General features: G+C 59.4%; 28 protein-coding genes. 13 read left to right on the forward strand and 15 right to left on the reverse strand.

Translation table 11 applies throughout. The features are described from left to right. Window positions 1–4: 4 nt before the first annotated feature. Window positions 5–2152 carry a methyl-accepting chemotaxis protein gene (locus AOA60_RS13655; RefSeq protein ID WP_099584874.1) on the reverse strand — a complete coding sequence of 716 codons (2148 nt, stop codon included), beginning with the start codon at window positions 2150–2152 and terminating at the stop codon, window positions 5–7. A 346-nt stretch (window positions 2153–2498) separates the two neighbouring features. Here AOA60_RS13655 and AOA60_RS13660 point away from each other — a divergent pair, with 346 nt between their 5' ends. Both AOA60_RS13660 and AOA60_RS13665 read left to right on the forward strand, forming a co-directional pair. Beyond that, on the forward strand, window positions 2499–3818 hold the full coding sequence (locus tag AOA60_RS13660; protein ID WP_162633411.1) for a Na+/H+ antiporter family protein: 1320 nt from the start codon (window positions 2499–2501) through the stop codon (window positions 3816–3818). A gap of 61 nt (window positions 3819–3879) precedes the next feature. Then, window positions 3880–5559: a methyl-accepting chemotaxis protein gene (locus AOA60_RS13665; RefSeq protein ID WP_099584876.1), complete on the forward strand. Its 1680-nt coding sequence runs from the start codon at window positions 3880–3882 to the stop codon at window positions 5557–5559. Here AOA60_RS13665 and yegQ read toward each other — a convergent pair. Further along, window positions 5556–6869 carry a tRNA 5-hydroxyuridine modification protein YegQ gene (gene yegQ, locus AOA60_RS13670; RefSeq protein WP_099584877.1) on the reverse strand — a complete coding sequence of 438 codons (1314 nt, stop codon included), beginning with the start codon at window positions 6867–6869 and terminating at the stop codon, window positions 5556–5558. The genes AOA60_RS13665 and yegQ overlap by 4 nt on opposite strands. A gap of 160 nt (window positions 6870–7029) precedes the next feature. Between yegQ and AOA60_RS13675 the strand changes: the two genes are divergently transcribed. Then, window positions 7030–8097, forward strand: coding sequence for an AI-2E family transporter (locus AOA60_RS13675; protein ID WP_099584878.1), 1068 nt, complete (start codon window positions 7030–7032; stop codon window positions 8095–8097). 3 nt (window positions 8098–8100) lie between these two features. Here the strand turns inward: AOA60_RS13675 and AOA60_RS13680 are convergent, their stop codons facing one another. The 3 genes from AOA60_RS13680 to AOA60_RS13690 form a co-directional block, all read right to left on the reverse strand. Beyond that, the gene (locus AOA60_RS13680) at window positions 8101–8283 is read right to left on the reverse strand and encodes a hypothetical protein (RefSeq protein WP_099584879.1); all 183 of its coding nucleotides are present in this window, start codon (window positions 8281–8283) and stop codon (window positions 8101–8103) included. A gap of 91 nt (window positions 8284–8374) precedes the next feature. Continuing rightward, window positions 8375–8569: a hypothetical protein gene (locus AOA60_RS13685; protein ID WP_032886687.1), complete on the reverse strand. Its 195-nt coding sequence runs from the start codon at window positions 8567–8569 to the stop codon at window positions 8375–8377. Between the two features lie 245 nt (window positions 8570–8814). After that, a complete protein-coding gene (locus AOA60_RS13690) occupies window positions 8815–9168 on the reverse strand; it encodes a hypothetical protein (RefSeq protein WP_099584880.1) in 354 nt (117 codons plus the stop codon). A 156-nt stretch (window positions 9169–9324) separates the two neighbouring features. On the opposite strand from AOA60_RS13690, the gene AOA60_RS13695 reads away from it, so the two are divergent. Next, on the forward strand, window positions 9325–10143 hold the full coding sequence (locus AOA60_RS13695) for a shikimate 5-dehydrogenase (protein ID WP_099584881.1): 819 nt from the start codon (window positions 9325–9327) through the stop codon (window positions 10141–10143). A gap of 119 nt (window positions 10144–10262) precedes the next feature. Here the strand turns inward: AOA60_RS13695 and AOA60_RS13700 are convergent, their stop codons facing one another. Then, the gene (locus tag AOA60_RS13700) at window positions 10263–10910 is read right to left on the reverse strand and encodes a YceH family protein (RefSeq protein ID WP_099584882.1); all 648 of its coding nucleotides are present in this window, start codon (window positions 10908–10910) and stop codon (window positions 10263–10265) included. Between the two features lie 117 nt (window positions 10911–11027). Here AOA60_RS13700 and AOA60_RS13705 point away from each other — a divergent pair, with 117 nt between their 5' ends. Beyond that, the gene (locus tag AOA60_RS13705; RefSeq protein WP_032886679.1) at window positions 11028–11537 is read left to right on the forward strand and encodes a DUF1993 family protein; all 510 of its coding nucleotides are present in this window, start codon (window positions 11028–11030) and stop codon (window positions 11535–11537) included. Window positions 11538–11606: 69 nt separating this feature from the next. Here AOA60_RS13705 and sstT read toward each other — a convergent pair whose 3' ends face one another. Next, window positions 11607–12827, reverse strand: coding sequence for a serine/threonine transporter SstT (sstT, locus tag AOA60_RS13710; protein WP_099584883.1), 1221 nt, complete (start codon window positions 12825–12827; stop codon window positions 11607–11609). 249 nt (window positions 12828–13076) lie between these two features. Between sstT and AOA60_RS13715 the strand changes: the two genes are divergently transcribed. After that, window positions 13077–14234: an MFS transporter gene (locus tag AOA60_RS13715; RefSeq protein ID WP_099584884.1), complete on the forward strand. Its 1158-nt coding sequence runs from the start codon at window positions 13077–13079 to the stop codon at window positions 14232–14234. Window positions 14235–14238: 4 nt separating this feature from the next. Here the strand turns inward: AOA60_RS13715 and nhaR are convergent, their stop codons facing one another. Continuing rightward, window positions 14239–15141, reverse strand: coding sequence for a transcriptional activator NhaR (gene nhaR, locus AOA60_RS13720; protein WP_099584885.1), 903 nt, complete (start codon window positions 15139–15141; stop codon window positions 14239–14241). Between the two features lie 134 nt (window positions 15142–15275). Between nhaR and AOA60_RS13725 the strand changes: the two genes are divergently transcribed. From AOA60_RS13725 to mnmH, 4 genes are all read left to right on the forward strand, one after another. Beyond that, window positions 15276–15527 (forward strand): hypothetical protein, encoded by a 252-nt coding sequence (locus AOA60_RS13725; protein WP_099584886.1) that lies wholly within the window; start codon window positions 15276–15278, stop codon window positions 15525–15527. A gap of 28 nt (window positions 15528–15555) precedes the next feature. Further along, a complete protein-coding gene (locus AOA60_RS13730; RefSeq protein WP_032886672.1) occupies window positions 15556–16305 on the forward strand; it encodes a TerC family protein in 750 nt (249 codons plus the stop codon). 94 nt (window positions 16306–16399) lie between these two features. Continuing rightward, window positions 16400–17434 (forward strand): selenide, water dikinase SelD, encoded by a 1035-nt coding sequence (gene selD, locus AOA60_RS13735; RefSeq protein WP_099584887.1) that lies wholly within the window; start codon window positions 16400–16402, stop codon window positions 17432–17434. Then, window positions 17434–18534, forward strand: a complete 1101-nt coding sequence (mnmH, locus tag AOA60_RS13740) for a tRNA 2-selenouridine(34) synthase MnmH (protein WP_099584888.1) — start codon at window positions 17434–17436, stop codon at window positions 18532–18534. The genes selD and mnmH overlap by 1 nt, the downstream gene beginning before the upstream one ends. Here the strand turns inward: mnmH and AOA60_RS13745 are convergent. Both AOA60_RS13745 and AOA60_RS13750 read right to left on the reverse strand, forming a co-directional pair. Then, entirely contained in the window at window positions 18524–19579 is a 1056-nt protein-coding gene (locus AOA60_RS13745) for a permease (protein WP_099584889.1), read from the reverse strand. The two genes, mnmH and AOA60_RS13745, sit on opposite strands and share 11 nt — an antisense overlap. Before the next feature lie 44 nt (window positions 19580–19623). Next, window positions 19624–20325: a histidine phosphatase family protein gene (locus AOA60_RS13750; protein ID WP_099584890.1), complete on the reverse strand. Its 702-nt coding sequence runs from the start codon at window positions 20323–20325 to the stop codon at window positions 19624–19626. A 255-nt stretch (window positions 20326–20580) separates the two neighbouring features. Here AOA60_RS13750 and AOA60_RS13755 point away from each other — a divergent pair, with 255 nt between their 5' ends. The 3 genes from AOA60_RS13755 to hemB all read left to right on the forward strand — a co-directional run bounded on the left by AOA60_RS13755 (window position 20581) and on the right by hemB (window position 23216). Continuing rightward, window positions 20581–21279: a glutathione S-transferase N-terminal domain-containing protein gene (locus AOA60_RS13755; RefSeq protein ID WP_099584891.1), complete on the forward strand. Its 699-nt coding sequence runs from the start codon at window positions 20581–20583 to the stop codon at window positions 21277–21279. A gap of 3 nt (window positions 21280–21282) precedes the next feature. After that, entirely contained in the window at window positions 21283–22125 is an 843-nt protein-coding gene (locus AOA60_RS13760; RefSeq protein ID WP_099584892.1) for a PhzF family phenazine biosynthesis protein, read from the forward strand. Between the two features lie 116 nt (window positions 22126–22241). Beyond that, window positions 22242–23216 (forward strand): porphobilinogen synthase, encoded by a 975-nt coding sequence (hemB, locus tag AOA60_RS13765; RefSeq protein WP_099584893.1) that lies wholly within the window; start codon window positions 22242–22244, stop codon window positions 23214–23216. A gap of 194 nt (window positions 23217–23410) precedes the next feature. Here the strand turns inward: hemB and AOA60_RS33910 are convergent, their stop codons facing one another. The 5 genes from AOA60_RS33910 to AOA60_RS13795 form a co-directional block, all read right to left on the reverse strand. Further along, window positions 23411–23590 carry a hypothetical protein gene (locus AOA60_RS33910; RefSeq protein ID WP_256592831.1) on the reverse strand — a complete coding sequence of 60 codons (180 nt, stop codon included), beginning with the start codon at window positions 23588–23590 and terminating at the stop codon, window positions 23411–23413. Window positions 23591–24118: 528 nt separating this feature from the next. Beyond that, the gene (locus tag AOA60_RS13775) at window positions 24119–24505 is read right to left on the reverse strand and encodes a hypothetical protein (RefSeq protein ID WP_099584894.1); all 387 of its coding nucleotides are present in this window, start codon (window positions 24503–24505) and stop codon (window positions 24119–24121) included. 688 nt (window positions 24506–25193) lie between these two features. Further along, window positions 25194–25478 carry a hypothetical protein gene (locus AOA60_RS13785; protein WP_099584895.1) on the reverse strand — a complete coding sequence of 95 codons (285 nt, stop codon included), beginning with the start codon at window positions 25476–25478 and terminating at the stop codon, window positions 25194–25196. A gap of 42 nt (window positions 25479–25520) precedes the next feature. Further along, entirely contained in the window at window positions 25521–25883 is a 363-nt protein-coding gene (locus tag AOA60_RS13790) for a hypothetical protein (protein WP_099584896.1), read from the reverse strand. Then, window positions 25880–26748, reverse strand: an 869-nt coding sequence (locus AOA60_RS13795; protein ID WP_143522431.1) for an RHS repeat domain-containing protein, incomplete at its 5' end; no start/stop codon positions are given. The genes AOA60_RS13790 and AOA60_RS13795, both read right to left, overlap by 4 nt.

Consider the following 26748-nt stretch of genomic DNA (forward strand, 5'->3'; position numbering starts at 1 on the left):
CAGATCAGACCCGAAACTGATCCATCAATCCCTGCTGCTGATTTGCCAGGCTATTCAATGCCTGGCTCACCCGCGCCGACTCATTGGCCTGTTCCGACAGCGACTCGGTCACATCGCGAATGGTCGCCACGTTGCTGTTGATCTCCTCGGCCACTGCGCTTTGCTCTTCCGCGGCGCTGGCGATCTGCAGGTTCATGTCGCTGATGACCGTGACTGCATCGCCGATCTGGCGCAGGGCGGTGACGGCCTGGCCGACCTGTTCGACGCTGCCCTGGGCCTGGCGATAGCTGTTGCCCATGGAGCCGACCACATCCTCGGTGCCGCTTTGCAGTTGCTCGATCACCAGGCGGGTTTCTTCCACCGATTCCTGGGTGCGCCGCGCAAGGTTGCGCACCTCATCCGCCACCACCGCAAAGCCACGACCGGCCTCACCGGCGCGGGCGGCTTCGATGGCCGCGTTGAGCGCCAACAGGTTGGTCTGCTCGGCAATGCCGCGAATCACTTCCAGCACCGAACCGATTTTCTCGCTATTGGCGGCCAGGCCCTCGACCTGGGCCATGGCGGTGCTCATATCCGCCGCCAGGTGGCCGATGTTGGTGGTGGTCTGGTCGATCACGGTCAAACCGTCGCGGGTGGCCTGATCGGCATCGCGTGCGGCTTGCGCGGCCTGGGCGGCGCTGCGGGCGACGTCCTGGGCGGTGGCGCTCATCTCGTGGGAGGCAGTGGCCACCTGGTCGACCTGGCGGTATTGCTGCTCCATGCCGGCGCTGGTCTGGGTCGCAATCGCGGCGGATTGGTCGGCAGTGCCACGGGCGTCCTGCACCGAGCGCTTCACCTCGGCAATGATCGGTTGCAGCTTGTCGAGGAAACGGTTGAACCAGCCCGCGAGCTGCCCCAGTTCATCTTTCTTGTCGTAGGCCAGGCGCCGGGTCAGGTCGCCTTCGCCGCTGGCGATGTCTTCGAGCATGTGCGCCACGCCGAGGATCGGCCGCGTCACGCTGCGGGCCATCAGCCACACCAGAATCAGACCGATCACCGCCGCCAGCAGGCCCAGCCCCAACTCCAGCAGCGTGCCACGTGCATTGTCGGCATCCAGTTGGGCCTTCAGCGCTTCGGCGGGGCCGACCAGGACTTTTTCCGGTACATCCAGCAACACGCCCCACAGCTTGCCGTCAGGAATCGGCGCGAAAGGCGCCAGCACTTTGAGCTGATGGTCGGTGCGCAGGCTGCGGATCTGTGGGCCGCTGGCCAGTGCACTGAGCACTTGCGCGCCGCTGACGGTGTCGACCTGATCCAGGCGTTTGCTCAACTGGGTGGCGTCCGCGCTGTAGCCGGCCAGCAAGCCGGTAGCGCTGAGGATGCTCACCTGAGTCTGGCCGTCGTACAGTTTCTGGCTGGCCTGTTGGCTCACGGCCTGCAGGCTGTTGAGGTTGATGTCCACCGACAGCGATGCGATGACTTTGCCATTGACGGTCAGCGGGAACACGATGCTGGTCATCAGTACGTTCTGGCCGTTGATCATATAAAAGTAGGGTTCGATCACGCAGGGCTTGAGCGTCGTGCGCGGGCAAGTGAACCAGGCGTTGGCCGGTTCACCGCTGGGGCCGATGCTTGTGTCGGCCATATCGCTTTCCGGCAGGGCCATTGAGGTGAGCGTGCCCGGCGTCGGCTGCGACCAGTACAGGGCGAAGCGGCCTTTGTCGTTGCTGCCCAACTCTGCCTGATCGGCGAACAACTCGTCCTTGCCGTCCAGCGCATTGGCTTCGAACACCAGGGACAACCCCAGCAGGTCCGGGTTGGCCTGCAAGGCGGCCTTGACCTGGCGGGTCAGGTCTTCGCGGGGGTCGAAGGCGTCGAGGAAGCGCTTTTCGGCCTGCTCGCGCAGGAACAGCACCTGACGGGAAAAGCCATGGCCGTACTGGTAGGCATCCATGAACTGACGACGGATACCCAGCGCCTGGGCTTCGCCTTGAGCCTCGATGCGCGCCTGGGCGGAGGTATTGAGCATCTGCATGCTGGAGGCCTGGACCTGCTCCGAACTCTGCGCCATGCGATACAGCGACAAACCCACCAGCAGGGTCACGATCCCCAGCAGGCAGAGGCCCGCGAGCAGGGTGATTTTCCATTGAATGGAGAGCTGCCTGAGCGACATCGGGACATCCTTAACCTGAAAGCACATAGAGCCAGGTTGTCGGCTGCTTTGGGGGGTTCTTTATTCAAACGATCAATTTAAATTTGCTTTTTTGGTGAGCAAGCTTGCTTGTGCGGGGCCTTAGAGGGGGGGGGTAAAAGCCGGCTCCAGCTGCGCTGTCGAACGGGAGCAAGCTCCCTCGCCACAGCAAGCTCCCTCGCCACGGTTTTTTGACATGCAGCCCCACGTCCTGCAAAGTGCGCGCCCTCTAATAAGACCTCCTTGAAGCCTGCACGCGGGTCGCCAGCCAATGGCCACCTGAGCGAGGGTATGCCTGTTTTTTATGTTTTTGCTTGAGGTAACCATGATTAACGCAGTCATCGCCGCGGTCGGCACCATGCTGGTGCTCAGCCTGTCCCGCGTGCATGTGGTCATCGCCATTATCGTCGGCGCCCTGGTGGGCGGTTTGACCGGTGGCCTGGGCATCGAAGCCACGCTCAAAGCCTTCAACGGCGGTTTGGGCGGCGGTGCGACCGTGGCGTTGTCCTACGCATTGCTCGGCGCTTTCGCAGTGGCGATTGCCAAGTCCGGCCTGGCCCATGCGTTGGCGGACAAGGCGCTGTTACTGGTGGACCGCCAGGACGCCAGCGGCGGCAGCCACGTCAAATGGCTGTTGATCGGCTTGCTGTGGATGGTGGCGATTGCCTCGCAGAACATCTTGCCGATCCACATTGCGTTCATTCCTCTGCTGGTGCCGCCGCTGTTGTACGTGCTGACCAAGCTGCAACTGGACCGACGCCTGATTGCCTGCGTGATGACCTTCGGCCTGATCACCCCCTACATGTTCCTGCCGGTGGGCTTCGGCAATATCTTCCTCAATCAGATCCTGCTGGCCAATGTGGCCAAGAGCGGTGTGGACATCAGCCAGGTCAACGTGACCCACGCCATGAGCCTGCCCGCCCTGGGCATGGTGGTTGGCCTGCTGGTGGCGGTGTTTATCAGCTACCGCAAGAAGCGCGTGTATGACCTGGAAAAAATCGAGCGCGTCGAGCAAGTCGCGGTGCAGTACAACCCGCTGACCCTGCTGGTGGCTGGTGTGGCGATTGCCTCGGCGTTCATCATTCAGCTGTGGCTGGACTCGATGATCATCGGTGCCCTGGCCGGGTTCCTGATCTTTTCGGTGTCGGGCATCGTGCGCTGGCGCGACACCGACGACCTGTTTACCGAAGGCATGAAGATGATGGCCATGATCGGCTTCATCATGATCGCCGCCTCAGGTTTTGCCGAAGTGCTCAAGGCCACCGGCGACGTGCGCTCGCTGGTCGAAACCTCGGCGGCGTTTATCGGCCATAGCCGTGGCGTCGGTGCATTGTTGATGTTGCTGGTGGGCCTGCTGGTGACCATGGGCATCGGCTCGTCGTTTTCCACGGTGCCGATTCTTGCCGCGATTTTTGTGCCGCTGTGTGTGCAACTGGGCTTCAGCCCGATGGCCATCGTGTGCATCGTCGGTACGGCGGGTGCGCTGGGCGATGCCGGCTCACCGGCGTCGGACTCCACCCTCGGCCCGACCTCCGGCCTGAACATCGACGGCCAGCATCACCATATCTGGGACACGGTGGTGCCGACTTTCCTGCACTACAACCTGCCATTGCTCGCATTTGGCTGGCTGGCGGCGATGACACTCTGATCTACAGATTCACCGCCGCTGGCCGATAACCTCTCAAGTCGCCTAATAAGAGAGAAAAGCCATGCGTCTGAGCCTGAAGGCCAAAGTCCTGTCCCTCGCCGTTGTGCCGGTGTTGCTGTTTGCCGTGGTGATCAGCCTGACCACTGTGTGGATCCTCCAGGGGCAGGCGCGCAACGAGGTGGATGAAACCCGCCAGCGTCTGCTCAACAACGCCAAGGCCACCCTGCAAAGTTATGTGGAAGTGGCCATGAGCACCATCAAGCCGCTCTACGACGCAGCCGCCCCCGGTGACACGGCGGCGCGGGCCGAGGTGGTCAGACTGCTGTCCAACACCAGCTACGGCAAGGACGGCTACTTCTTCGGCTACGACTCAGAAACCATCCGCCTGTTCAAGGGCAACAGCCCTGATGGCGTGGGCAAGAGCTTCAAGGACAACCGCGACCCCAACGGCGTCTACGTCAACCGCGACCTGGTCAAGGTCGGCAAGGACGGCAGCCACTACCTGCAATACAGCTCCACCCAGCCCGGCCAGACCGAACTGGTGCCCAAGCTCGGCTACACCGAATACCTGCCCAAGTGGGACATGGTCATCGGTACATCCGTGAACCTCGACGGCATCGAAGCCCAGGTGGCGGTGGTCGAGGCCAAGGTCGAAAAACGCATGGAAGGTGTGTTGCTGAGTATCCTCGGCGTGGCGGTGGTGGTGCTGCTGGTGATCGCCGCCGTGGGCATGCTGCTGGCCAATACCATCCTGCGTCCCCTGCACTTGATGAAAGCCAACCTCGATGACATCGCTGCCGGTGAAGGCGACTTGACCCGCCGCCTGGCCATCACCAGCCAGGATGAGTTGGGCGACCTGGCCGGTGCGTTCAACCGGTTTGTCGACAAGATCCACGGGCTGGTGCGCCAGATCACGGAAATGACCGCGCAACTGACCGGGCTGGTAAGCCAGGTGTCCGACCAGGCCCAGCGCTCGGAGCAGGCCATGGAACGCCAGCGCCACGAGACCGATCAGGTGGCCACCGCGATCAACCAGATGTCCTCGGCTGCACAGGAAGTGGCGCGCAGTGCCCAAGGCGCCTCCGTGGCGGCGCAACAGACCGATGCTGAAGGCCAGGCCGCCAAGCGCGTGGTGGACGGCAGCATCGCGCAGATCCATGCACTGGTGAGCGACATCCGCAGCAGCGGCGTGTCCCTCGACAGCTTGCAGCAGGATGTGGCGTCGATTGTCAGCGTATTGAGCGTGATCCGTTCGATTGCCGAGCAGACCAACCTGCTGGCCCTGAACGCGGCGATTGAAGCCGCACGGGCCGGGGAGGCCGGTCGTGGTTTCGCGGTGGTCGCCGACGAAGTGCGCGCCTTGGCCAGCCGCACCCAGACCAGCACCCAGGAAATCCAGGGCATGATCGACCGCCTGCAAAAAGGCACGGTCGCCGCCGTAGACGCGATGCGCCGCTCCAGCGATGCCGGTGACGGCACCTCGGCCCAGGCCAACCAGGCCGGCGCGTCCCTGGACACCATGGCCCAGTTGATCGGCACCATTAACTCAATGAACTCTCAGATTGCCAGCGCCGCCGAAGAGCAGACCGCCGTGGCCGAAGAGATCAACCGCAGCGTGCACCAGATTGCGGTGGCGGTGGACAGCGTCGCCGATGAAACCCAGTTGGGCGCTCAGACTTCTCGCAGCCTGGCGGACTTGGGCCAGCGCCTGGGGCAGTTGGTCGGGCAGTTCCGGATCTAAACGTCGCGCATCAACAGGCCGAAGCGCAGGTCCATCTCGGTCGGGATCGGTACATACACGGTGTGCCCATCCCCCGGCGCCACATTGATGGCCTCACCCTTGGCGTTGTGCAACGTGGTCAGGTCAAAGTGGAAGTTGCCGGCGGGGGTCATCAGCTCCAGGTGGTTGCCCACGGCAAAGCGGTTCTTTACTTTGACCTCGGCCAACTCGCCCCGGCGCTCGCCAGTCAACTCGCCCACAAACTGCTGGCGCTCGGACACGGAGCTGCCGTTCTGGTAGTTCTGGTATTCGTCGTGCACGTGCCGACGGAGAAACCCCTCGGTGTAGCCGCGTTGGGCGAGGGACTCCAGATGGGTCATCAAGTCGCGATCAAATGCCCGGCCGGCCACTGCATCATCGATGGCCTGGCGATACACCTGGGTGGTGCGTGCACAATAGAAGTGGGACTTGGTGCGCCCTTCGATCTTCAGCGAATGCACGCCCATGTGGGTCAGGCGGTCCACGTGCTGCACGGCGCGTAGGTCCTTGGCATTCATGATGTAGGTGCCGTGCTCGTCCTCGAAGGCGGGCATCTGCTCATCGGGACGGTTGGCTTCCTGCAACAGGAACACCTGATCTGTCGGCGCGCCGATCCCGAGGGTTGGCTGATATTCCTGGACGATATCCCCCGTGGCGTTCTCCACCGCCGGTGTAGCCTGGTATTTCCAGCGGCACGCGTTGGTACAGCTGCCTTGGTTGGCGTCGCGTTTGTTCATGTAGCCCGACAGCAGGCAGCGGCCGGAATAGGCCATGCACAAAGCGCCGTGCACAAACACCTCCAGCTCCATGGCCGGCACCTGCCGGCGGATTTCTTCGATCTCTTCCAGTGACAGCTCCCGCGACAGGATCACCCGGCAAATCCCTTGCTGCTGCCAGAACTCCACGCTGGCCCAGTTCACCGTGTTGGCCTGCACCGACAAGTGAATCGGCATCATCGGGAAATGCCGGCGCACCAGCATGATCAGGCCGGGATCGGACATGATCAGCGCGTCGGGGCCCATGGCAATGACCGGGGCCAGGTCTTTGAGGAAGGTCTTGAGCTTGGCGTTGTGCGGCGCGATGTTGACCACCACGTAGAAGCGCTTGCCCTGAGCATGAGCCTCGTCAATGCCGAGGGCCAGGTGGGCGTGGTCGAATTCATTGTTGCGCACGCGAAGGCTGTAGCGCGGCTGGCCGGCGTAGACCGCATCGGCGCCGTAGGCAAAGGCATAGCGCATGTTTTTCAGGGTGCCGGCGGGGGCGAGCAGTTCGGGGGCGATGACAGGAGGCATGGGCTTGGGTCGCAAAAAAGCGCGAGGGTAGTTGAAGCGGTGCAGGGCTTTATTGATCTGGGTCTACGCTTAGCGCAACAAAGATGGCACTCCCAGGAGTTGCGGCGGACTAAGCACCGGGACGTAAACGCGCGCCCTGCTTTTTTGACATGGACCGAACATGAATCAAACCAACCTGCAATTCAAAACCCTGTTGTTGCTGCTGGTCCTGGTGACCGTCGCCTTTATCTGGATATTGCTGCCGTTCTACGGGGCGGTGTTCTGGGCGGTCATCCTCGGCATCATCTTTGCGCCCATGCAGCGCCGCCTGCAGCAGCGGTTTGGCTGGAACCGCAACCTGACGTCACTGGCCACCTTGCTGGTGTGCCTGGTGATCGCGATCCTGCCGGTGATCATCACCAGCGCCTTGCTGGTGCAAGAGGGCGCAACGCTCTACAAAAACGTTGAAAGCGGCAAGCTTGACGTGGCCGGTTATATCGAGCAGTTCAAGAACTTCCTGCCGCCGTATTTCCAGCATTTGCTGGACCGCTTTGGCATGGGCAACCTTGAAGGCCTGCGCGAGAAAATCGTCAAGAGCGCGATGCAGGGCAGCCAGTTCTTCGCCACCCAGGCGTTCAGCTTCGGCCAGGGCACGTTTGATTTCCTGGTGAGCTTTTTCATCATGCTCTATTTGCTGTTTTTCCTGCTGCGCGACGGCCCGGAACTGGTGCGTAAAGTGCGCACGGCGGTGCCGCTGGCCGAGCCGCAGAAGCGCCGGTTGCAGCTCAAGTTCAATCGGGTGGTGCGCGCCACGGTCAAGGGCAACGTGCTGGTGGCCGTGACTCAAGGGGCATTGGGTGGTTTGATTTTCTGGTTCCTGGACATTCCCAGCGCGTTGCTCTGGGCGGTGTTGATGGCGTTCCTGTCGTTGCTGCCGGCGGTGGGCGCGGGGATTGTGTGGGGGCCGGTGGCCGCTTACTTCCTGCTCAGCGGTTCGATCTGGCAGGGCGTGGTGCTGGCCTTGTTTGGCGTGTTTGTGATCGGGCTGGTGGACAACGTACTGCGCCCTATCCTGGTGGGCAAGGACACCAAGATGCCGGACTACCTGATCCTGATCTCGACCCTGGGCGGCCTGTCGGTGTTTGGCCTCAACGGCTTTGTGATCGGGCCGCTGGTGGCGGCGCTGTTCATGTCCAGTTGGGCGCTGTTTGTGGAGAGCAAGCCGCGGGTCAAGATGCCGTTGCCATAAGCCTCAGGCGTGGAGCCGGAAATTCGAGGCGTGTTGCCGTTGTTTTTCGGCGGCGGACAGGGATGTGAGCGGGCCGCTGATGGTTTCGCCATCGCGTACCAGGTACCAGCAGGCGAGCAAGCCCAGCTCCCGAAGGGGGGCGGGGACGGCGCTGCCGATGACGGACATGATTTGAACAGTGGGCATAAGGACCTCCAATCGCTATGGGGGTCACCTTACGGGGCCTGGCGATTTAGGAAAAATCACCTGGGTCAATAGTCGACATCAACAAAAGGCGTCAGTCGACTACCTGATCGAGCATGCTCACCACTTCCTGCTCATTGAGCAGGCCTTTGCGCACCAGGTTTTCCGCCAACAACGCCAGGAACTTTGCAGTGCGGTGGCCTTCCAGGTGCTTGAGCTCCGTGAGGGCGCTGTAGACCTTGCTGGACGTACAGAGGCCAGCGGTGCGGTGCGGGTTTTGTGTGGGCATGGTCTGTCGTCCTTGTTGTTATTGGGTTGTTATTGGGTGGACTGGATCGATAGTGGGAGTGTGTGGTGACACAAACATGACAGCGTAAGCCCCGGTCGGGCAAGTAGACTTTCGACCTTAATAGTGTGGGATGGCCGCTTGGCCATTGTCCTCAGAGCGACCTTGGCACGATAAATCCGGACGTCGTACACAAAAAAAGGCCCCGCTTGTAGGGCGAGGCCTGTTTCCGACATCACGATAAGGGCTTACCAACCGCGACGGTAGTAGCCGTGGGGAGGGCCGTAATAACCACGGGGTGGGCCGTAATAGACCGGTGCCGGGCGGTAATACACCTCTTGCTGCACATACACCGGCGGGGGCGGTGCGTAGTAGACCGGCGGTGGCGCGGCATATACCGGCTGCGGTTGCACGTAGACCGGCTGCTGCACATAGACCTCACGGGGTTGGCTGGCAACCACGGAGCCCACTACGGCGGCGCCGACCAGTGCACCCAAGACGGCCGGGCCACCCCATCCACCACCGTGGGCGGAGGCTTGGCCGGCCATAGCGAGTGCACCTACCAGCAAGGCGATCTTGGGGATTTTACGAATCATGGTCATTCCTCGGTTGGTCCCTGCGCTTGTGGTCTGCAATCAATAGACTCAAGTAACGTCGCGGGGATACTTTTAAGACAACATATTTCTGAAAAACAGCACGGCCGCTAGGTAAAGGTTGTGTAAGGTCTGTACCGATTTGCTTACTCAAAGGAGTTATCCATGCAGATGCACCCCAACAAGGACACCCAGCTGTGCATGTCACTGTCGGCCCGCCCCGGGAATTTTGGCCTGCGGTTTCATAACCACCTGTACGAGCAGTTGGGTCTGAATTTCTACTATAAGGCGTTCAGCAGCCAGGATTTGCCCGGCGCGATCGGCGGTATCCGGGCGTTGGGCATTCGCGGTTGCGGGGTTTCGATGCCGTTCAAAGAGGCCGCCATTGAATTAGTGGACGAACTCGACGATTCGGTTAAAGCCATCGCCTCCCTCAACACCATCGTCAATACCGGTGGGCGCCTGAAGGCCTACAACACCGATTACATCGCCGTTGAGCAACTGCTGAAAAAGCACGCTGTGCCGAAAGATTCCACCTTCGCCTTGCGTGGCAGCGGCGGCATGGCCAAGGCCGTGGGCAGCGCCTTGCGTGACGGGGGGTATGCCAAGGGCGTGATCGTGGCGCGCAATGAAGCCGCGGGCAGGGCGCTGGCGCAGAGCCTGGGGTATGAGTGGCGTGCAGAACTGGGCGACATGCGGCCGCAGATGCTGGTCAACGTGACACCGATCGGCATGACCGGCGGCGCCGAGGCCGATGCGCTGGCGTTTGAAGCGGATGCGGTTGATAACGCCGAGACTGTGTTCGATGTGGTGGCGATCCCCGCCGAAACGCCGTTGATCGTGCGTGGGCGGGCTCAAGGCAAGCGGGTGATTACCGGGCTGGAAGTGATTGCAATCCAGGCGCTGGAGCAGTTTGTGCTTTATACCGGGGTGCGGCCAACCCAGGATCAATTCGAAAAAGCCGTGGCCTTCGCCAGAAGCTGAAGATTGCTGGTGATCAAATGTGGGAGGGGGCTTGCCCCCGATAGCAGTCTCTCAGTCAAAGCTGTTCCAACTGAACCACCGCCATCGGGGGCAAGCCCCCTCCCACATTGTTTGCTGCGTTACGCCTGTTCCAGGTGTGCCAGGCGCTCTTCAAGCGCTGCAATCCGCGCTTCCAACTCTTCTATGCGCTCCGCAGACACGCCAGCCCCACGCTCCACCGGATTCCCCCGCGCCGCGATGATCACCTCGATGTCCGCCGGATCCCCCAGCGCATGGGTATAGCGATCTTCACGCTGCCCCGCCTGACGCGGCACCAGCAGCGCCAATCCGCGAGCAATCAGGCGTTCCAGCTGGTGCACCACTTGCTCGGCATCTTCGAAGTCATGCATGCGCCCGCTACGGGTCAGCAGCTCATTGACGGTCTGCGGTCCACGTAGAAACAGCAGGCCGATCAGGATCACCTGGGCCGGCACAAGCTCCAGCGCCTTGTCTACGCGATGTTCCCAGCGGTCGGCGCGGCTGCCCATCACCAGTCGGGCAAAGCCTTGGCCTTCCAGAGCGCGAAGGCTTTGCCCGACCTGGCCCTGGCTGAGGTTTGTCACCGGCTCACGGCTGGTTTTCTGGTTGCAGGCCAGCACCAGGGCGTTGAGGGTCAGGGGGTAGGTTTCCGGGTTGGTCGCCTGTTTTTCGATCAGGCAGCCCAGAATGCGGATTTCCGTGCTGTTCAGGCGCGGCTCAGGGGTGTCGGTGTCGTGCTCGGCGGTCATCGCGCTTTCCCTATGCAGTGAAGGCCACTAGCCTAATCCTGAAAAAATAAAAGACAAGCCGCAGGCATGGCTATAATCGCCGCTGGTTCCAACCCTGCCATTACCGATGAGACTGTCATGACTATTTCCCTGTACGCCGCCTCCATCCCAGTCTTCAAGCAAATGCTCAACGCCTTGAGCGATGTGCTGAACAAGGCTGAAGCCCACGCCACCGCCAAGAACATCGAACCTAACGCCCTGCTGCAAGCGCGTCTGTTCCCGGACATGTTCGCGCTGGTGCGCCAGGTGCAAATCGCCGTCGACTTCGCCAAGGGTGTTTCTGCGCGCCTGGCCGAGATCGAAGTGCCTAAATACGAAGACAGCGAAGTGACCTTCGCCGACCTGCAAGCGCTGATCGCCAAGGTCCTGGCGTTTGTCGACACCATCAAGCCTGAGCAAGTCGACGGCAAGGAAGGTATCGAGATCATCACCCGCCCGGGCACCCCGAAAGAGAAGCGCTTCAGCGGCCAGTCCTACCTGTTGACCTACGGCCTGCCGCAATTCTTCTTCCACGTCACCACTGCTTACGCCTTGCTGCGCCACAACGGTGTGGAAGTGGGCAAGCGTGACTACATGGGCGCTTTCTAAGCCTCCAGCCATAAAAAAGCCCGGTGTGGTTCACTCAGGAACCACACCGGGCTTTTTTGTGCGCGGCGTTTAAGCCGGCTGTTCTTCCTTGCCCAGGCATGCGGCGGCGGTGAACAGCACGTCGGTGGACGAGTTGAGCGCGGTTTCCGCCGAATCCTGCAGCACGCCGATGATGAAGCCGACAGCCACCACCTGCATGGCGATTTCACTCGGGATGCCAAACAGGCTGCACGCCAGCGGAATCAGCAACAGCGAGCCACCGGCCACACCCGAAGCGCCACAGGCACACACGGCCGCGACCACGCTGAGCAGCACGGCGGTTGGCAGGTCGACGTTGATGCCCAAGGTATGCACCGCCGCCAGGGTCAGCACGGTGATGGTAATCGCAGCACCGGCCATGTTGATGGTGGCGCCCAGCGGGATCGACACCGAGTAGGTGTCTTCATGCAGGCCCAGGCGCTTGCTCAACGCCAGGTTGACCGGGATGTTCGCCGCCGAACTGCGGGTGAAGAACGCGGTGATGCCGCTCTCGCGCAGGCACATCAGCACCAGGGGGTACGGGTTGCGGCGCAGTTTCCAGAACACGATGGCCGGGTTGACCACCAGGGCCACGAACAACATGCAGCCGATCAACACCATCAGCAGATGTGCATAGCCGAGCAGGGCGCCGAAACCGGAAGTGGCCAGGGTCGAGGCGACCAGACCGAAAATGCCCAGCGGGGCGAAGCGGATCACCACGCGCACGATCAGGGTCACGCCGTTGGACAAATCATCCAGCACGGTACGGGTGGTTTCGCCCGCATGGCGAATGGCGATGCCCATGCCGATGGCCCAGGCCAGGATGCCAATGAAGTTGGCGTTCATCAGAGCGCTGACCGGGTTGTCCACCACGCTGAGCAGCAGGCTTTGCAGCACTTCGGCGATGCCGCCGGGGGCGGTAACGGTCACCTCGTGGGTGGCGAGCACCAGGGGCGACGGAAACCACATGCTTGCAACCACCGCCACCACTGCGGCGGCAAAGGTGCCGAGCAGGTAGAGGAACAGGATCGGCTTGATGTGCGTTTCCTGGCCGTGTTTATGGTTGGCGATCGACGACATTACCAACACGAACACCAGGATCGGCGCCACGGCCTTGAGCGCGGTGACGAACACCTTGCCAATAAATCCGGTGGCCTGGGCGGCCTCGGGCATCAGCAGGGCCAGCAGGATACCGGCGATCAGGCCGATAACGATTTGGGTAACCAGGCTGACGCGCATAAGTCGTTGCAACAGGGAGGGGGCAGCAGTCATAAACAGTTGTCTCTAGTTTTTTTAGTAGGACGCAGCATTGCAGGCGAAAGCGCTGTAGGAACAGGCGCCAAGTCTACCATGCTGTAGGACACGTCCCGCTCGATGCGGCATTCCGTCACCCGCGCCGTAGGGTCTTGGTCAAACCCGGACACACTCTGTTAAGATTCATCCCTCTCACTTTTCCTATTCCGTCAGCGGGCCCTTCGGGCTGTCGTTGATGTCGTTGATGTCGTTGTTTCTGGAGTTTTCATGCTGTTTCCCATCCTGCTGCTGTCGGCCGCCGGCTTTACCGTGCTGACCACAGAATTCATCATCGTCGGGCTGTTGCCGTCGATTGCCCGGGACCTGAACGTCAGCGTGTCCCAGGCGGGGCTGCTGGTGACGCTGTTCGCGTTCACCGTGGCAGCGTTTGGGCCGTTTCTGACGGCGTATTGCGCTCGTTTCCCACGCAAGCGCCTATTTATCAGCATCCTGATCATGTTCGCGGTGGCCAATACCGTGGCCGCGTTGGCGCCGAATATCTGGGTAATGGCCGTGGCGCGGCTGATCCCGGCCCTCGGCCTGCCGGTATTCTGGGCTTTGGCCAGTGAAACGGCGGTCGACATCGTCGGCCCGGAATATGCCGGGCGTGCCATCGAAAAAATCGGCTTCGGCATTGTCTGCGCCACCGTGTTCGGCATCCCGGTGGGCACGCTGATTTCCGATATGTTCGGCTGGCGCACCGCGTTCGCTATCCTGGCGGTGGTGGCGTTGGCCAAGGCTTTGCTGCTGTTTATCTACCTGCCGGTGACGAAGCCGAAGAACGATGAGGTGACACTGCGCTCGCAGTTCAAGATCCTGCGCAACCCCTTGATGCAGGGCCATATCCTGCTGTCGATCCTGGTGTTCAGCGGTATGTTCACGGCCTACACCTATTTGGCCGACATCCTTGAACGCCTGGCTGGGTTTGATGGCACGTTGGTGGGCTGGTGCCTGATGGGCTTTGGCGCGGTCGGATTGATCGGCAACTCGTTGGGCGGCCGTGCGGTGGATCGCCACCCGTTGATCGCGTCGATGGTGTTCTGCGGCTTTATGATCGCCGGCATGGTGGCATTGGTCCCGGCGATTCATTCCACCGTCGGCCTGGCTGCGGCGATGGCGGTGTGGGGCGTGACCCAGGCAGCGATGTTCCTGGTCAGCCATGTGCGGCTGATGAAGGCCGCGCCCCATGCGCCAGCGTTTGCCGCGTCGCTGAACATTGCCGGGGCCAACCTGGGGATTGGCTTGGGCGCGTTGGTCGGTGGGCAGGTGATCGACACCTTGGGCCTGGGCAGCCTGGGGTTTGCAGCGTCCGGGTTTATTCTGGTGTCAATCCTGCTGGCGCTGTGGCTGATGACCGCCAAACAACCGGTCGCCTCCAGGGCCTGAGCCGTCAAGGCAGGGCGGTAAACAACTCGCGCCTTGCCCCTTCGGTAATCGCCACGATGCCGGGGTGCTTGACCTTGCGTTCCACCGAGATCGCGTAGAACGACTCGGTGACCGCGTCAGTCTGGCCAATCAGCGCCACGCCGTATTGGCGCACGACTTCTTCGGCGATCACGCTGGGGGCGATAAAAATCCCGCTGCCGGATTGGCCAAATGCCTGCATCAGGGCGCTGTCGTCGAACTCGCCGATGATCTTCGGCTGGATCTGCTGCTCGGCAAACCAGCGTTGCAGGCGGCTGCGCACCACCGTCTCCGCGCCCGGAATCAACAGCGGCGCGCCATGCAGGCACTGTGGGAAATCGCCGCGATGTTGGTCAGCCAAGGCCTGAGTAGCAAAGAAGCTGATGCCACATTCCCCCAGTTTCTGGCTGTAGCCCTTAATGTCCAGGTGCGACGGCATGGGGCTGTCGGAAATCACCAGGTCCAGGCGCTGGATCGCCAGGTCGGCCAATAGGCGTTCGAGTTTGTCTTCGCGGCAGGTGATGCGCAGCGGCTCGCTCAGCTCCATGGTCGGCGCGATCAGGCGATAAACGATGGACTTGGGCACCACATCCGCCACCCCGACCCGGAACACAATCTGCTGTTCATTGGGTTGTGCGCGCAGCATCGCTTCCAATTCATTACCGGTCTGGAACATTTGCTCGGCATAGGGCAGGGCCTGGCGCCCGGCTTCGGTCAGCTCCAGCTGGCGGCCGACCCGTTGGAACAGCGCGATACCGAAGGTTTGCTCCAGCAGGCTGATCTGCCCGCTGATGGTCTGGGGGGTAAGGTTGAGTTGCTCGCAGGCGCGCACAATGCTGCCGGTCTTGGCCACAACCCAGAAGTAGTGCAATTGTCGGTAATTGAGCATCGCGGCCGTCACTTCGTAAAAACCGAAGTATACGCGAGAAAAATACGAATTTTCCTGAAGTGTTCGCCTGCATAGAATGCCTCGCTATCGCGGGGCCACTATTTGGACCCAATGGTTCTAACGAGGAATACATCATGAAACTCAATTCCCTGGGCGCGGCATCGCTGCTTGCGCTTTCATTGGTAATGATCAGCGGTTGCGATCAGGTCGAGAAAAGCGCGCAGCAGGTGTTGGGCAAAGCCACCGAGTCGGCCAAGCAAGCCATCGATGACACCCACAAGGCCGCCGAGCAGGCATTGAGTGAAGCGACACAAGGCCTGATCAGCCCGCAGAAAAAGGACGATCAGGAAGAAAAAGAGTCTGACTCGAACAGTAAAGAAGCTTAATTTCCCAGCACAACCTCAGGACTGACCTATGGATTACCTTTTACAACTGGCCGCCAGCCCCACCGCCTGGGTTGCACTGGCCACCTTGATCGTCATGGAAATCGTGCTGGGCATCGATAACCTGATCTTTATCTCCATCCTCACCAACAAACTACCTGAGCAGCACCGGGCCAAGGCACGGCGCATCGGTATCAGCATGGCGCTGATATTGCGCCTGGGCCTGTTGAGCACCATCGCGTTCATCGTGCAGTTGACGGCGCCGGTGTTCGAAGTGCTCGGCCAGGCGTTTTCGTGGAAGGACATGATCCTGATCGCCGGCGGCTTGTTCCTGGTGTGGAAGGCCACCACCGAGATCCATCACAGCATGGACCCGGAGCCGGAAGAGAAAGCATCGGTTGGCAACACCGTGGCCATCGGCTTCGCCGCAGCGATCGGGCAGATCCTGTTGCTCGACCTGGTGTTCTCCATCGACAGCATCATTACCGCCGTGGGCATGACCGAGCACTTGCCGATCATGATCATTGCCGTGGTGACATCGGTGATCGTGATGCTGGTGGCGGCTGAACCGCTGGCCAAGTTCATCAACGACAACCCGACCGTGGTGATGCTGGCCCTGGGCTTCCTGATTATGATCGGCATGACGCTGATCGCCGAAGGCTTCGGCGCCCATGTGCCTAAAGGCTACGTGTACGCGGCCATGGCCTTCTCGGCGGCCATCGAGTGCTTGAACATCGCACGACGTAACCGCCACAAGCGTTTGCTCGCTGCCCGCCAGTAACCGCCGAAACCTGAAAGCCGGCTGTGCTCACAAGAGCCCAGCCGGCTTTTTGCTGTCTGTTAGAATCCCGACACTTGATAGCGTGAGGTCCTACATGAACGAGCCGATTCGTCTTACCCAATACAGCCATGGCGCGGGGTGTGGTTGCAAGATATCGCCCCAAGTGTTGGAAGTGATTCTCGCCGGCAGCGGCGCCCAGAACCTCGACCCCAACCTGTGGGTTGGCAATGCCTCGCGGGATGATGCGGCGGTGTACGCCATCGACGACGAGCGCGGCGTGGTCTCCACCACTGACTTTTTCATGCCGATTGTCGATGACCCCTTCGATTTCGGCCGCATCGCCGCCACCAATGCCATCAGCGACATCTACGCCATGGGCGGCGACCCGTTGATGGCCATCGCCATTCTCGGCTGGCCGGTGAACGTGCTGGCGCCCGAGATTGCCCGGGAAGTGATCCGTGGTGGCCGCTCGGTGTGCGACGCCGCCGGTATCCCCCTGGCAGGCGGCCACTCCATCGACGCGCCGGAGCCGATCTTCGGCCTGGCCGTGACCGGCATCGTGCAAAAGCGCCATATGAAGCGCAACGACACGGCTACCGCCGGCTGCCAGTTGTACCTGACCAAGCCGCTGGGCATCGGCATCCTCACCACTGCCGAAAAGAAGGGCAAGCTGCGCGAGGCCGACATCGGCCTGGCCCGCGACTGGATGTGCACCCTCAACAAGCCCGGCAGCCGCTTCGGCAAGCTGGTCGGGGTAACGGCCATGACCGATGTCACCGGATTCGGCCTGTTGGGTCATCTGGTGGAAATGGCTGACGGCAGCGGCCTGACCGCACGCATCGAATATGAAAAAGTCCCACGGCTGCCTGGGGTCGAGTACTACCTGGATCAGGGTTGTGTGCCCGGTGGCACATTACGCAACTTCGATAGCTACGCCAGCAAGCTCGGGCGCGTGCAAGAGCTGCACAAGCGCGTGCTGTGCGACCCGCAGACCAGCGGCGGGCTGCTGATCGCCGTCACACCTGAAGGTGACGCCGAGTTCCACGCCGTGGCGGCGGAACTGGGCCTGAGCCTGGCGCCGATCGGCGTTCTGGTTGAGCGACAGACCAACGCGGTAGAGGTGTTTTGATGGCAACTGACATCACCGATTACCGCGACATTTTCCTCAGCGACCGGCCGATGATGGATACCCGCGCGCCGGTGGAATTCATCAAGGGCGCGTTCCCCGGCGTGGTCAACCTGCCGTTGATGAACGATGACGAGCGCCAGCGCATCGGCACCTGCTACAAGCAGCAAGGGCAGCAGGCGGCGATTGTGTTGGGGCATGAGTTGGTGTCCGGCGCCATCAAGGCCGAGCGCATTGCACAGTGGGCACAATTCGCCCAAGCCCATCCCGACGGTTACCTGTACTGTTTTCGCGGCGGGTTGCGTTCGCAGATTGTGCAGCAATGGTTGAAAACCGACGCCGGCATCGAGTACCCACGGGTCGGCGGTGGCTACAAGGCCATGCGAACGTTCCTCGTGAACACTATTGAACAGGCCACCGTTCAGTGTGATTTCGTGTTGCTCGGCGGCATGACCGGCACCGGCAAGACCGAAGTGCTCGGCCAGTTGCCCAATGCCCTGGACCTTGAAGGCCACGCCAACCATCGTGGCTCCAGCTTCGGCAAGCGCGCCACCACGCAGCCGACTAACATCGACTTCGAGAACCGTCTGGCGGTGGACCTGCTGAAAAAGCGCGCGGGCGGCATTGAGCAGTTTGTGGTCGAGGACGAAAGCCGCATGATCGGCAGCTGCGCGCTGCCGCTGCCACTGCACAAAGGCATGCAGGGCTACTCGATGGTGTGGCTGGAAGACAGCGTCGAAGGGCGTGTCGAACGCATCCTGCGCGACTATGTAGTCGACCTGTGTGTTGAGTTTGATACGGTGTTTGGCGAAGAAGGCTACGCATTGTTCGCCGAACGTCTTACCCAAAGTCTGGCGAATATACACAAGCGGCTGGGGGGTGAGCGCTTCCAGCGCTTGCACGCGATCATGCAGGACGCCCTGGCGGAGCAGGCGTGCAGCGGCGCCGTGGACCTGCATCGCGCTTGGATAGAAGGGCTGTTGCGCGAATATTACGACCCGATGTACGCCTTCCAGCGTGAAAGCAAAGGCGCACGGATCGAGTTCGCGGGAGAGCAGGGCGCCGTCACGGCCTATCTGCGCGAGCGAGCCCTCAGAGGATAAACGCCCCGATCAACCCACACACCACGCCCACCAGCATGGTCAACCCGGCTACCGTCACCAGCACCCGCGCATCGAAATCCTTGCGCAGCATCAACAGCGACGGCAGGCTCACGCTCGGCAGGGTCATCAGCAAGGCCACGGCCGGGCCGGTGCCCATGCCTAGCGCCATCATGGTTTGTACGATGGGGATTTCAGCCGCTGTAGGAATTACAAACAGCGTGCCGACAATCGCCAGCGGTACCAACCACACCAGGCTATTGGCCATGGCGCCGTCGACATGGGGGAACAGCCATACCCGCGCCGCGCCCAGGACCAGCACCGCCAGGATGTAGATGGGGATCGTGTTCCAGAACAACTGCCACAACGTGCGCAGCCAACGGCTCAGGAATGGTTGCGACTCCGTGCTGCTGACTTCGGCTACAGCCTCCAATGCCGCTTCCGGCACCTGATCCGGCCGGGCAATACGCTGCGCCACCAGCGACACACCCACCACCAACACAATGCCCGCCACCAGCCGCAACGCGGTAAAACCCCAGCCCAGCACAAAGCCCATAAACACCAGGGTGGCCGGATTCAGCACCGGGTTGGCGATCCAGAAGGCCAGCGCCGCGCCCACCGACACCTGCTGGCGGCGCATGCCCGCCGCCACCGGCGCGGCGCAGCAACTGCACATCATGCCTGGCAAGGCGAACAGCCCGCCGCGCACAGTCGAGCCCAGGCCGGCGCGGCCGAACAGGCGTAGCAACCAGTCACGGGGGATCAGCACTTGCAGCAGGGAGCCAAGGATCACCGCCAGCACCGCGGCTTTCCAGATCGCCAGGAAATACACCTGGGCATAGGCCAGTGCTGCCGCCAGTGGCGAGCTTTGTTGATCGTTGAGAATCGAGGCGCCGATGCTGTGATTGTCGGCCGCCACAAACGCCTTGAAGTAGTAGGGCGACCACTTAACGTAATAGAGGCCTACGCAGGCCACCAAGAGGAATAGCGCTGGTTTCCACCAGAACGACCAGCCCCGGACGGGCTGGGTGGAGGAGAGGTTGGACATGCTGATGATCCGCCGATGAGTCAATAGCGACGCATCATACGCTGTCAGCTGTCAGCACTCACCTGTGTCGGTTCCGGGCAGGTTTCATCGCCGTCGTTCAAGCCCTGCTTGTAGTTGCGGCTCAGCAGCGAGGCCTTGCCGTTGTGCCAGGTCAGCGTCAGCACATAGAGCGTGTCGTAGTCACTGCCGGACCAGTCGTCGGTAATCGTGTGTTTTTCGCCGGACGCTTCACTCGCCACCTTGTTGATCAGCTCCGGCAGGTAGCCGTGGGACCAGGCGGTGTAGATGGTGGCGTTGTGGTATTTGTCCTCGACCAGCTCATCGGCGAGGTCGCTGGTGTCATTCGCGGAGAATTTAATGTTTACCGGCAGGCCCAATTTGATAGCGCTGGGGCTGATGGTCATCAGTGGGCGAATGTAGCTGTAGGAATTGTCCAGCTCACCTTCCTCGACATTGCGTGTCGGGTTGGCGGCAAATACAAAGTTGGCCTTGCCGAACTTTTCCGGCAGCAGGGTCGCCAGGTTCATTGCGCGGTTCAAGCCCTGGCAATTGAGCTGGCCGAGGCCGCCGGCGGGTTTTTCGCCGTGGCGCAGGAACACCAGGGTTTGCACACCGTCCACAGGCTGGGCGCGGCTTTCACGGGCGTCGAGGGCAGCAACCATGGCACCGCTGACCAGCAGCAGCGGCAGCATGATGTATGAATAGTGTTTGAGTCGTTGCACAAGGCGCAGAGGCTTGATCGTCATTATAGGTTCGAGTCTTCGTGCGTCACGTTAAGGCGGACAAGCCTGGCCCCAATGACGCCGGGGCGTCCTGCGGTGTTCCCTGTCGGTATAGCGAGGTGCCTCCATTCACCGTTTTAGCGCACTTAAGAGTGCACGCGGGCGTATTGGTTCGCCCACGCGGGATAATAGCCCGCCGATGTTGCGCATTGATGACCCATGCAGGACACCGGGTAGATGGCTATCATGGGGACTTTCTGCCTAGCCAGGGACTTACCGATGAACCCACTCGCCGCGTTCCCGATTAATAGCAAATGGCCTGCCCAGCACCCCGAGCGCCTGCAACTGTACTCGTTGCCTACACCCAACGGGGTAAAAGTCTCGATCATGCTTGAAGAGCTGGGCCTGCCGTATGAGGCACACAAGGTCAGTTTCGAGACCCAGGACCAGTTGTCCCCTGAGTTCCTGTCCCTCAATCCGAACAACAAAATCCCCGCGATCATCGACCCCGAGGGCCCAGCCGGCCAGCCTCTGGCGCTGTTTGAGTCCGGCGCGATCCTGATCTACCTGGCGGAAAAAACCAGCCAGTTGCTCTCCGAAGATCCGGCGACACGTTATGAAACGATTCAATGGCTGATGTTCCAGATGGGCGGCATCGGCCCGATGTTTGGCCAGTTGGGTTTTTTCAACAAATTCGCCGGCAAGGCCTACGAAGACAAGCGCCCTCGCGACCGCTACGCTGCCGAATCCCGTCGCTTGCTCGAAGTGCTGGAAAAACGCCTGCTCGGTCGCACCTGGATCATGGGTGATGACTACAGCATCGCCGACATTGCTACCTTCCCGTGGATTCGCAACCTGATTGGCTTTTATGAGTCGGGCGATATCGTCGGCATTGCCGATTTCCCTAACGTACTGCGCGTGCTGGACAGCTTTGTGGCCCGGCCGGCAGTGATCCGTGGACTGAATAGTCCGAGCTGAAGCATGCCGACTTTCGATTTCAAACAACTGGATGTCTTTAGCCGCGTGTCCCTCAAGGGCAACCCGCTGGCGGTGGTCCTGGGTGCCGACAGCCTTAGCGACCAGCAAATGGCGGACTTCGCCAAGTGGACCAATCTCAGTGAAACCACGTTTTTACTGACGCCGCGCGACCCTCGGGCTGACTACCGGGTGAGAATTTTCACCACCTTGCAGGAGCTGCCATTCGCCGGGCACCCGACACTGGGCAGTTGCCATGCGTGGCTGGCAGCGGGCGGGGTGCCTAAAGGCGAGGAGATCGTCCAGGAGTGCGAAATCGGCCTGGTGCGTATCCGTCGTCAAGGCGATGAACTGGCGTTTATAGCACCGCCGTTGTTGCGTTCCGGCGCGGTGGAGGACGATGTGTTGGAGCGTGTGCGCCTGGGACTGGGCCTGGAGCCGGACCGTATCGTACGCAGTCAATGGGTCGACAATGGCGCAGGGTGGCTTGTGGTGATGTTGGCGGACCGTGATCAGGTCCTGGCGTTACAGCCTGATTATTCACAGCTTATGGGGCTGGCCGTGGGCGTGATTGCACCCTGTGACCCTGCGCAGGACGATGTGGATACGCAGTTTGAAGTGCGTGGTTTTGTCGCAGGCGACGGCGCGCCGGAAGATCCGGCCACGGGCAGCCTCAATGCCGGCGTCGCCCAATGGCTGTTGAGTGAGGGCCTGGCGCCTGAGCGCTATGTGGTCAGCCAAGGCACGGCCATGGGGCGCGCGGGGCGTATCAGCGTCGAGCGCCAGGGCGAGGAAATCTGGATCGGCGGCGCCGTTGCGGTGTGCATCGACGGGCGTCTACAGCTCTAGATCAATACATTATTGCGAGCGCCGCAATACACTGTTGGCCCCTTGGTATTTGTGCTGCCGGGGCCTGTGGGCATAAGCTTTCGCCCCAAAGTTTGAGTCTTTATGTCAGGAAAACCATGACCAGCCAGTTCCCCCAAGCCCGCCCACGCCGCCTGCGCCGCTCTCCGGAGCTGCGTGGTTTGTTCCAGGAAACCGAGTTCACCCTCAACGATCTGGTGCTGCCGATCTTCATCGAAGAAGAAATCGACGACTTCGTGCCGATCACCAGCATGCCGGGTGTGCAGCGCATCCCCGAGAAGAAGCTCGCCGCCGAGATCGAGCGTTATGCCCGTGCCGGTATCAAGTCGGTGATGACCTTCGGTGTGTCTCATCACTTGGATGCCAACGGTAGCGACACCTGGAAAGAACGCGGCCTGGTCTCGCGCATGTCCTCGATCATCAAGGACGCCGTGCCGGAAATGATCGTGATGTCCGACACTTGCTTCTGCGAATACACCGACCACGGCCACTGCGGCGTGATGCACGGCGCCCACGTCGACAACGACGCGACCCTGGTCAACCTCGGCAAACAAGCCGTGGCCGCTGCCCGCGCCGGCGCCGACGTGATCGCCCCCTCGGCCGCCATGGATGGCCAGGTCCAAGCCATCCGCCGCGCCCTGGATGACGCCGGTTTCACCCATATCCCGATCATGGCCTACTCCACCAAATTCGCCTCGGCCCTCTACGGCCCCTTCCGCGAGGCCGGCGGCAGCGCCCTCAAAGGCGACCGCAAAAGCTACCAGATGAACCCCATGAACCGCCGCGAAGCCGTGCGTGAATCGCTGCTCGACGAACAGGAAGGCGCGGATGCACTCATGGTCAAACCGGCCGGTGCCTACCTCGACATCATCCGCGACATCCGCGAAGCTTCACGCCTGCCGGTGGCGGCGTACCAGGTGAGCGGTGAATACGCGATGATCAAGTTTGGCGCCCAGGCGGGGGCGATTGATGAGGATCGAGTGGTGCGCGAGACGTTGGGGTCGATCAAGCGGGCGGGGGCGGATTTGATATTTACGTATTTTGCGATGGATTTGGCGTTGGCGGGGATCTGAGGGCAGCGCTTAACACCGTGGCGAGCGAGCTTTTGTGGTGAGCGAGCTTGCTCGCGCTGGGCTGCGTAGCAGCCCCAAACCGGGCGACGTCGATCTGGCTGATACACCGCATCGCTCTTAGAGGGGCCGCTTCGCTGCCCAGCGCGAGCAAGCTCGCTCGCCACAGGGGGCCTGGGTAGCCAGGAGGAAAAGACTCAATTGAATTTTTCATAGTCTTGTACACCCAGGGACGCCAACCACATCTTAAAAAAGTCAATTTGCTCTTGTAGATCGCTCGTAAGATTGTTTTCTTCATAGTCAAATATATGAACGATATCTTCATGAAATGCTTGCTTACCCATTGTCATTTCATAGGCGGCTAGCCCGGCACTCATTTGAGATGCCATCCTTGATGGCATAACATTTATCTTTGCACCCTTACAGAGAAACACGATATGAGGGAAGTCCGATCTGACGTTTGCGAGGCAAGCGTAGATATCTTTTCCATGATAGATTTTTTAAAGTCATCAGCCTCGGAAAACGTCATTACACGTTTGCCGGGGTCGTACTTTACCGTAACGTCGGTCTTCCGCTCGCCTATGACTACCTTTATTATTTGATCGTACATTTTATTTCCTGCTTGGATTGGGCGCTGAATACCCTGCATAGTTTCCGTCACGTTTTAAGGTGTCACACCTAAAACATTCTTGGGGTTTATTTTATGGTGGGTAGCGAATTTTTTTATTTGAAAAAGGCGTCGTCTTCCCAGTTTCTAAGTTTGCATCATGTCCTGCTATGCTTTTTAGAACATGTAAGTGTTCTTCCCTTGAGTCGCCTCAAACTTGACGTCGCCGATTTACCTGATACACCGCATCCGCTTGAGGGAGCTGCTTCGGAGCCCAGCGCAGGTTGAGCTGAGGTTATTAATCTTGAATTGATTCGGACCAGCATCTACAGAAATCACGTTGTTGCTGAATGTCGTTGGTGAGGTCGCGTTCCTCGTAAGCAAAAATATGTACGAACTCGCCGTCTGGGTTGCCCATAGTCAGTTCGTAGGCAATAAGGCCATTCGACATATGTGAGGACATTCCAGATGTGTGAACATTGATTTTTGATCCTTTGCACAAAAATCTAATATCTTTCAAGTCGGCTCTCAATAAGCCAAAGCTTTCGAACAGGTCTAGTGCTGTATAGGTTTTTCGTTCGCCATTATTCAAAAGCAGACTAAGTGTTGGCTTTCCCGCTTCGTATTCGACTACTGCGCTGTCACGTATACCGTTGTTAAGCATGGTTATTTCACGTGATGTCATGGGTGTTACCTATTGGGAACCAATATTGTGTAGCCAATTAAGGTGCCGTCTTCGGTGGCGGGTGAGGCACCTAAAATATCTGTGGAGTCTATACGTCCGTCGAAGTGGGCCTTTGTGGTGAGCAGGCTTGTCCTGCGTTGGGTTGCGAAGCAGCCCCAAACCTGACACCGCCAATCTAACTGATACGCCGTATCCGCCTGAGCGGGGGCCGCTTCCCAGCCCGCGCAGGGCAAGCCTGCTCACCACAGGGAGTGTGGTGTATCAGGAGGAATGGTGTTGTTACCAGGTTGATGGGTCTTCGAGGCTGGCTTTTTGGAGGTCGTCTTTCCACCATTGATTGGTCAGCCTATAAATTTCTTCGAAAAAACTTCTCGGGGTATTCATATCACTCCACCCCCAAGGCAGAGTGCAGTAATAGCCGGGAGCTTGGCTCAGTATTTGTGAAAAGTCATAGTTCTTATCATTAAACGCGGCGCCAAAAATATTGAATAAAGATTTGCGGTGTCGATAATTCAAGTCAGCGCTTTATCAATTATATATTTTTTAATCAATTGCTCTCGGTCTGCATCATTGTTGATGTCGTAGTCTGCGAACTCTTTACCCAGCGTTTCCTCACGGTCATATATATCGAACGGACCAAGAAAATATCGGAGCTTAGGTTCATAAGGTTCATTCAAGAAAGGGTGCTTTAGCATTGGACGTTGCTCACAGGAAAAACCGTATAGAGTTTTTTAGTCTCAAGATCAAATTTTGCGATCGCTGCGTCCATGTTCTCATCGAATATGAGGTTGATCCGCTCCTCCGGGCTTGGGATGTATCCCAAACCGCAGTCTTGCAGTTCCATTATGACGATGGGATTGCCGTAGTAATCCTCTCCTGTGAATTCGGGTAAATTACGGGAGGTTCTAGTTGTAGCCTCGTTTAATGTGGCCAATTGCATTTTATAGTTTTTGAACTTTGTGCTGAGCTGCATGATTCTTCCATTTTCAATAAAGGCTGAGTAAGACTTAAGGTCTTAGGTGTTAGCGTCGCTCAACCCAAGTCTATAGAGCTTAAGGCAATCTAAAAGCACTTTCATAAAGCGTCTTTTGTCAACGATTTCATCTTCAAAATAAGTGTCGAAAAGGTAAAAAACAGATTCAAAATTTTCGTCAGTTGATAGGTAGTGTTCAATTGATTCTATAAACCAATTCTGTTCATCTTCTCGATATGAAAGAAACTCCGGTTTGGTTAGAGTATGAAAAAGCTCGGAGAGCTCGTTTTCATTATTAATATTTTTTGAGGCAATTATTTCCTCTGTCTCTAAGTTTTTAGTGTTTTCTACGCAGTAAGTAAATAACAGGCCTCGCAATATCGATAGGCTTGGTTTTTTTCTCATTGTTCAAACTCCGTGTACGCAGTGATTGGTTTTCCGTCTCTGTTTAGATGAACGACTGCTTTTGACTGTCGTCCATATTCTAGCCCATCCCTTTTGTAACCCTCGCCGATGATTTTTCCCATGTCCATCGGTGTAGCGGTTTGCGCTCTGCCATTAAGTTTAAATATTAAAGCTGCGCGCTCAATTGCATTGAATTGATCTCTATGACTAAGAAAGTGTGTGGCCGCACTTGGTGGCCTAGGTTGTCCCGCTCTTCTTCCTCTATCGTAGGTTTCGATTTCACCGGTGGTAGGGTTCTTAGCTGTTTCTACTCGTTCAAGTTGAGATTCTAATGACGTTTGAGCTCCGTGCTTTTCCAAGAAGTGTGCGTCCGGAATTGATTTTTCCAACTCTGATAGATGTCGGTGAATATTTGACTCTGCAAGCTCATCAATCCTTTCCTGTCGCTCCGCACGTGTCAGTTGCGGTGAAGCCGGTTCTCCGTGATCAACGCTTTGCGTTTTGGTGGGCGCGGTTGTTCCTGATTTGCATCCATCCCCACCTGGACACGAGCTCAACCCCAGCGGATCCACCCACCCGGTCGGATTCGGCACGTACTGGTAGCTGTTAATCCCCCCCGCCAGCTTCACCGGGTCCGGCGTCAGGTAACGACCAACATCCGGATTGTAGTAGCGATGACGGTTGTAGTGCAGCCCGCTTTCCGGGTCGAAGTACTGACCCTGAAAGCGCAGCGGGTTGTCGATTTTATCTTTGTCGAGGCGACTGATCTGACCGTAGGCGCGGTAATTCGCGGACCAGACGATTTCGCCGTCTGGGTCGGTGAGTTCCTGTGGTGTGCCGAGGTGGTCGAGTTGGTAGTGGTAGG

It is taken from the genome of Pseudomonas sp. 2822-17 (genome assembly GCF_002742485.1).
GTDB lineage: Bacteria > Pseudomonadota > Gammaproteobacteria > Pseudomonadales > Pseudomonadaceae > Aquipseudomonas > Aquipseudomonas cyclaminis.